This is a genomic window from Lysinibacillus sp. TE18511, from assembly GCF_054062295.1.
The window spans coordinates 1-6,014 of sequence record NZ_JBSSFD010000082.1; the positions used below are offsets into that span (position 1 = coordinate 1).

Genomic DNA, 6,014 nt, shown 5'->3' on the forward strand with positions numbered 1-6,014 from the left:
TTGACATAAAGAAGCACCTCCTCTAATTTGATACATTTATCATCGTACCGGAGGTGCCTGGTTGTTTATATGCGTTATTTGATTACGGGCTTACATTTAGTAAACGTATTACAACTGTAAGAAAAATACATAAAAAAATCAAAGAAAATAATAATAAATCAGTACATTTAAAGGATAATATTCCGATACTTAATAATGTCTAACGTCTATATTTACAATAAATCCATTTTTATGGAATAAAACAGTGATTTCAAAGTCTAACTTTATACAAAAATATAAATTAATCCTCTTTCTTTAGAAAGTAAAAACTCTATTAAACAGGATGTTATTTGAATAGTAATACTCGAATAACATTAGAAAATCCCAAAAAACAGAAAATTTATTATTGTAATAGAGCATTAAGAACTAGTAACAGGAGGAACAAAATGAGAAATTTTTTCGAAGACCAGTACATAAATATTGATCAACAACTAATAAACTTAGTCAGTGAAATTAGTGAATATAAAGGTATGTTGACCGCTTATCAAGAGCAAAAACCTGATATATTCACTTGCCTTGAAAAAGCTATACCCCTACAATACATAAAAAACTATATTTCAGTTTATGAGGATATAAAAGTTTCAAATAAGCGATTAAAAGAACTTATTTTAGATGATATGATACCCCAATCAATTTCGGAAGATGCGATATTTTGTTATTATGAAACTTTGGCTCTTGTACAAAAAAAATCTTGTACTTTTTCCATAAGTCCAGATACTATACAAGAATTACATTTTCAATTAATTCATTATAATACCTCTGACAGTGCAAAATGGCGCCAAAAGCCATTTTCTATCCTAGGAATTCCTGAAAAAGGGATGCACACGATTTGTTATCGCCCTCTTCCACCTGAAAATATTCCACAGGCTGTAGAACAATTATGCAACCAGTACAATTTATTAAACCGTAAAAAAGAGTTACCTACACTTATATTAATAGCTCGTTTTATATTGAATTTTTATTGCATAATCCCTTTTAGTCAAGGTAATGGGAGATTAACACTTATGTTAATGCAATTACTATTGGTGAAAAGTGGATATACATTTGTAAAATATGTTTGTTTAGATGAATATATAAAGAAAAGAGAATCAGAATACCATGAAGCCATATTTAAATCATCGCTTAATTGGTACTGTAATGGGCATAATATTAGCTTCTGGTTACAAGAGTTCTTAATGATTATTTTAGAGGTTTATAAAGATCTACATTGCAGAGTATTGGATTCTATATGTAAATATACTAAGGTAGAGCGAATTCAGAATTTCATTCATAATCAAAAACAACCTTTTACAAAAGAATGCATTCGAAGCATTTATCCAGATATAGCAGAAAGTACAATTAGTAAAACTTTAACTAATTTGCAATTATTAGGTGAAATTAAACTTATTTCAAAAGGAAGAAATGCGCGCTGGATGAAAGTCCAATCTTAACCTAACCCTTTTCAAATCGGGGCTAATAAGTTCCTACTAAACAAATCAAAAATCTAATCTAAGAACCAATTGCCCATCTTAAATAAGCAATTGGTTCTTTACGCTTCAATCTAGAAACATGAAAAATCTCAAAAGTGCCTTGTAACTACAAGTTAAGGATACCCCTCAGTAATGAAAATTAAGTAGGTACCATCTCACAGTTAATATCTATTAACAAAAAAGTCTTATTGGGATCAATATGTCAAACCTTTAAAGAATTACTCCAATTCACTTAATCCCCCCATTATTAACAAAATTATGTCAATATTTAGTCGTCTGACAACTGAATTTCGCTTAATTGTGACACGTTCATATCAATATTGCTATTATTAATCCGTTTTCAGAATTGAAACAACAGAAAACAACCTATTTTATACATGAAATAGGTTGTTTTCGCTGTTATTTGCTAAAAACTGTGTCTATGACTAAGATTTACATCATAGGGAATAGAAAGAATCTTTCCTAAACTTAAGTAAGTTAGGAGTGCTCAAAATGTAAAAAAACGTATGAATTATAGTGGAAAATATCAAATAGGGAGGTAAATAGAATGAAAAAGAAATTAATTACAGGATTAATGATCACATCCATTGTTACTACGGGAGTTATTCCAGTACATACTTTTGCAACGCCTGTTGCTCAAGCAGAAATTCAAGAAGAGAACATGACTCTTTCTTCATCTTTAAGAAAATTAGGTGCACAATCTAAATTAATCCAAATGTATATCGACCAATCTTTAATGAAACCTAATGTACAGCTAGATGAAGTACCAGCTTTAAATACAGAACAATTCTTAATAAAACAAGATATGAAAGAATGGTCATCGGAACTTTATCCAAAGTTAATTCTAATTAATTCTAAAAGTAATGGATTTGTCACTAAATTTCATAGCTATTATCCAACATTAAAAGAATATGTAGATAACAAGGAAGATAAAGAAGGTTTCTTGGATAGACTGGAAGTCCTTCAAGAGATGGTTACGACAAATCAAGAAAATGTTCAATATCAAATTAATGAATTAACAGATCTTCAATTACAGCTTGATAAAAAACTTAAAGATCTCGATACTGATGTGGCAAAAGCTTTGGGAGTACTTAGTTTAGAAGGAACAGGGAAAATAGACAAGCTAAAAGGTGAAGTACTAGATACTAAAAAATCGATTCAAAATAATTTGCAAGAAATAGCATTTCTACCAGGAGCTTTAAATGAACAAGGACTTAAGATATTCCAAGAGATCTATAGTCTTTCAAAAGATATCATTGATCCAGCTGCTCAAACAGCGGCGGCAACGTATAACAAAGGGAAAGAAATTAACAACGCTATTTTAGAAGCAGAAAAAAAAGCAGAGCAAGAAGCAAAAGAAAAGGGTAAATCTGCTTTAGAAATTGAAGCTGTTAAAAAAGAAGCTCGTGAAGCAATTGAGAAAAATAATAAAGGTGAAATTGCTGCAGCAGCAGCTACAAAAGCGAAAGAGTATGACCTTATGAAAGCAATTGACCCGGAAAAAATCAAAAAAACATATAGTACCTTTGCTGAAGTTAATAAACTAAAGGCAGAACAACGAGCATATTTAGATGATTTAGAGCAACAAAATCAAAAATTATATGATTTAACAACGAAACTAACGATAGCAGATTTACAAAAATCAATGATTCTTATTATGCAACATGATTTGCATACATTTGCTAGCCAAGTGGATGTAGAACTTGACCTATTGAAACGTTATAAAGAAGATTTGAGTTTAATAAAAAGTAGTATTACAAAATTAAGTACTGATGCTGATACTACTAACAATCTATCTCAAAAAGATACATTAAGACGATTGAAAAATGTAATAAGTCAACTAGAGGAACAAACTGATAAATTTTAATACTCGTGAAATTAATAAAAGTGAAATTTGAAAATCTGTCGATGCTTGGGAGGAGATAATATGAAGAAATTACCATTTAAAGTGTTAACCGTGGTCACTTTGTCAACGGTTATAACCGCAACAAACAGTAGCGCTATTCAAGTGTTTGCGCAAGAGCAGGTCGTTCAAGAACAAAAAATAGGAAATTATTATGCATTAGGACCTGAAGGACTGAAGAAAGCGTTAGCTGAAACAGGGTCTCATATTCTTGTAATGGATTTGTACGCAAAAACAATGATTAAACAGCCGAATGTAAATCTATCCAATATTGATTTAGGTTCTGATGGGGGAGAATTAATCAAAAATATTCACCTTAATCAGGAACTGTCTCGAATCAATGCGAATTATTGGTTAGATACAGCGAAGCCAAAAATTCAAAAGACAGCACGTAACATTGTAAATTATGATGAACAATTTAATAATTATTACGACACATTAATAGATACTGTACAAAAGAAAGATAAGGAAGGGCTAAAAGAGGGTATTGGTGATTTAATTAGTACGATTGATACGAATTCAAAAGAAGTTACAGAAGTAATTAAGATGTTGGAAGCCTTCAAAACAAAGCTATATACAAATACTATAGATTTTAAAAATAATATTGGTGGTCCAGATGGGAAGGGTGGATTAACGGCAATAATGGCCGGAAAACAAGCATTGGTTCCACAACTCCAAACTGAAATTGAGAATCTACGTTCCACTCAAAAAGCACATTTTGACAATGTATTAGCATGGTCAATAGGTGGTGGATTGGGAGCAGCTATTTTAGTTATAGGAACTATTGCAGGAGCGGTAGTAATTGTTGTGACTGGTGGAACAGCAACTCCGGCTGTTGTAGGTGGCCTTACAGCTCTCGGTGCAGCTGGTATTGGTTTAGGAACAGCAGCTGGTGTTACGGCATCTAATCATATGAATTCCTACAACGAAATTTCGAATAAAATCGGGGAATTAACTATGAAAGCCGATTTTGCTAATCAAGCAGTTATTTCACTTACTAACGCAAAAGACACTTTGACATACCTATACCAAACAGTGGATCAAGCAATAATGTCTCTAACGAATATTCAACAACAATGGAATACAATGGGGGCAAATTATAAAGACTTATATGATAATATCGATCAAATGCAAGATCATAAGCTCTCTTTAATACCTGATGATTTAAAAGCGGCTAAACAAAGTTGGAATGATATTCATAAAGATGCGGAATTTATTGCAAAAGACATTGCTTTTAAACAAGCAGATAATAATTAGAAATAAAATACATATAGGGAGGAATATAAAATGAATAAACAATCTCTTTACAAAGTACTCGCTGTATCGACATTTTTAACTTTAACAACAACCTCTGTAATCTCTCCAGTAGCAGCATTTGCAGAGACAAGTAAAATTGAGCAAACAAGCAATAGTGATACGTCTCTTTCAGGAAACGAAGCGAAGATGAAAGAAACCTTGCAAAAGGCGGGACTTTTTGCAAAATCTATGAATGCTTATTCTTATATGTTAATTAAGAATCCGGATGTAAACTTTGAAGGAATTAATATTAGTGGATATCCGGATTTACCAGGTAAAATTGTACAAGACCAAAAGGATGCAAGAGCACACGCTCTTACATGGGATACAAAAGTAAAAAAACAGCTTATAGATACATTGACAGGTATTATTGAATACGATACAAAGTTTGAAAATTATTATGACATAATTGTAGATGCAATAAATACAGGAGATGGAGAGACCTTAATAGAAGGGATTACAGATTTACGAGAAGAGATTCAACTAAATCAAAAGTATGCACAACAATTAATAGAAGAATTAACTAAATTAAGAAATGATATTGGACCAGATGTTAGAGCATTTGGTAGTAACAAAGAGCTTTTACAGTCGATTTTAAAAAACCAAGGGGTTGCAGTTGAGGATGATCAAAAGCGCCTAAATGAAGTTTTAGAATCAGTAAACTATTATAAGAAATTAGAGTCTGATGGAATAATAACAGTATCTGTGCCTTCTATTCCTACATGGATTGCTGGGGGTATAATGCTGGGGGTAGCAAGAGATCAATTAGGTCAATTAGAACCGTTTTTAGCACAATTAAAACAGACTGTTGATTATAAAATAACATTAAATCGTGTAGTTGGAGTTGCACATAGTAATATTAGTGAGATGTACAATGCACTCGATGATTCTATTAATGCTCTTACTTTTATGTCTACGCAATGGAATGACTTAGACTCTCAATATTCGGGGGTACTGAGACATATCGAGAATGCATCTGATAAAGCGGAACAAAATAAATTTAAATTTTTACTACCTAACTTGAAATCAGCTAAAGACAGCTGGAAAACATTAAAAATAGATGCAGACATATTAAAAGCAGGGATAAAAGAGTTAAAAATATAACTTGTTATCACTCAAAAAAGAGGTTTTTTTCTCATGTTGGGTCAAACTGAGGGTCAGTATTTTTAAAATAATATTGACAAAGAAATTTTTTTCTGTAAAATGAAAGATAATTCAAAAATATTTGTATAGAACAAAGGCTATGAAAAGAAATAGTATCAATTATTTTTACGAACAGAAAGTTACCGGTTGATGAGAGGTGCATG

4 protein-coding genes are annotated in these 6,014 nt (G+C 31.5%); all 4 read left to right on the forward strand.

Features of this window, described 5'->3' with window-relative positions:
- The first annotated feature begins 425 nt into the window (after window positions 1-425).
- The gene (locus ACVWXS_RS25650) at window positions 426-1,469 is read left to right on the forward strand and encodes a Fic family protein (RefSeq protein ID WP_456960648.1); all 1,044 of its coding nucleotides are present in this window, start codon (window positions 426-428) and stop codon (window positions 1,467-1,469) included.
- A gap of 586 nt (window positions 1,470-2,055) precedes the next feature.
- Window positions 2,056-3,375, forward strand: coding sequence for a hemolysin BL lytic component L2 (hblC, locus tag ACVWXS_RS25655; protein ID WP_456960649.1), 1,320 nt, complete (start codon window positions 2,056-2,058; stop codon window positions 3,373-3,375).
- A gap of 60 nt (window positions 3,376-3,435) precedes the next feature.
- Window positions 3,436-4,668: a hemolysin BL lytic component L1 gene (gene hblD / locus ACVWXS_RS25660; RefSeq protein WP_456960650.1), complete on the forward strand. Its 1,233-nt coding sequence runs from the start codon at window positions 3,436-3,438 to the stop codon at window positions 4,666-4,668.
- Between the two features lie 30 nt (window positions 4,669-4,698).
- Entirely contained in the window at window positions 4,699-5,811 is a 1,113-nt protein-coding gene (hblA, locus tag ACVWXS_RS25665) for a hemolysin BL binding component B (RefSeq protein WP_456960651.1), read from the forward strand.
- Window positions 5,812-6,014 lie beyond the last annotated feature (203 nt).

Bases quoted from the DNA above. Each gene is read 5' to 3' on its own strand.
- ACVWXS_RS25650 (WP_456960648.1), top strand. From the start codon at position 426: ATGAGAAATTTTTTCGAAGACCAGTACATAAATATTGATCAACAACTA.
- hblC (WP_456960649.1), top strand. From the start codon at position 2,056: ATGAAAAAGAAATTAATTACAGGATTAATGATCACATCCATTGTTACT.
- hblD (WP_456960650.1), top strand. From the start codon at position 3,436: ATGAAGAAATTACCATTTAAAGTGTTAACCGTGGTCACTTTGTCAACG.
- hblA (WP_456960651.1), top strand. From the start codon at position 4,699: ATGAATAAACAATCTCTTTACAAAGTACTCGCTGTATCGACATTTTTA.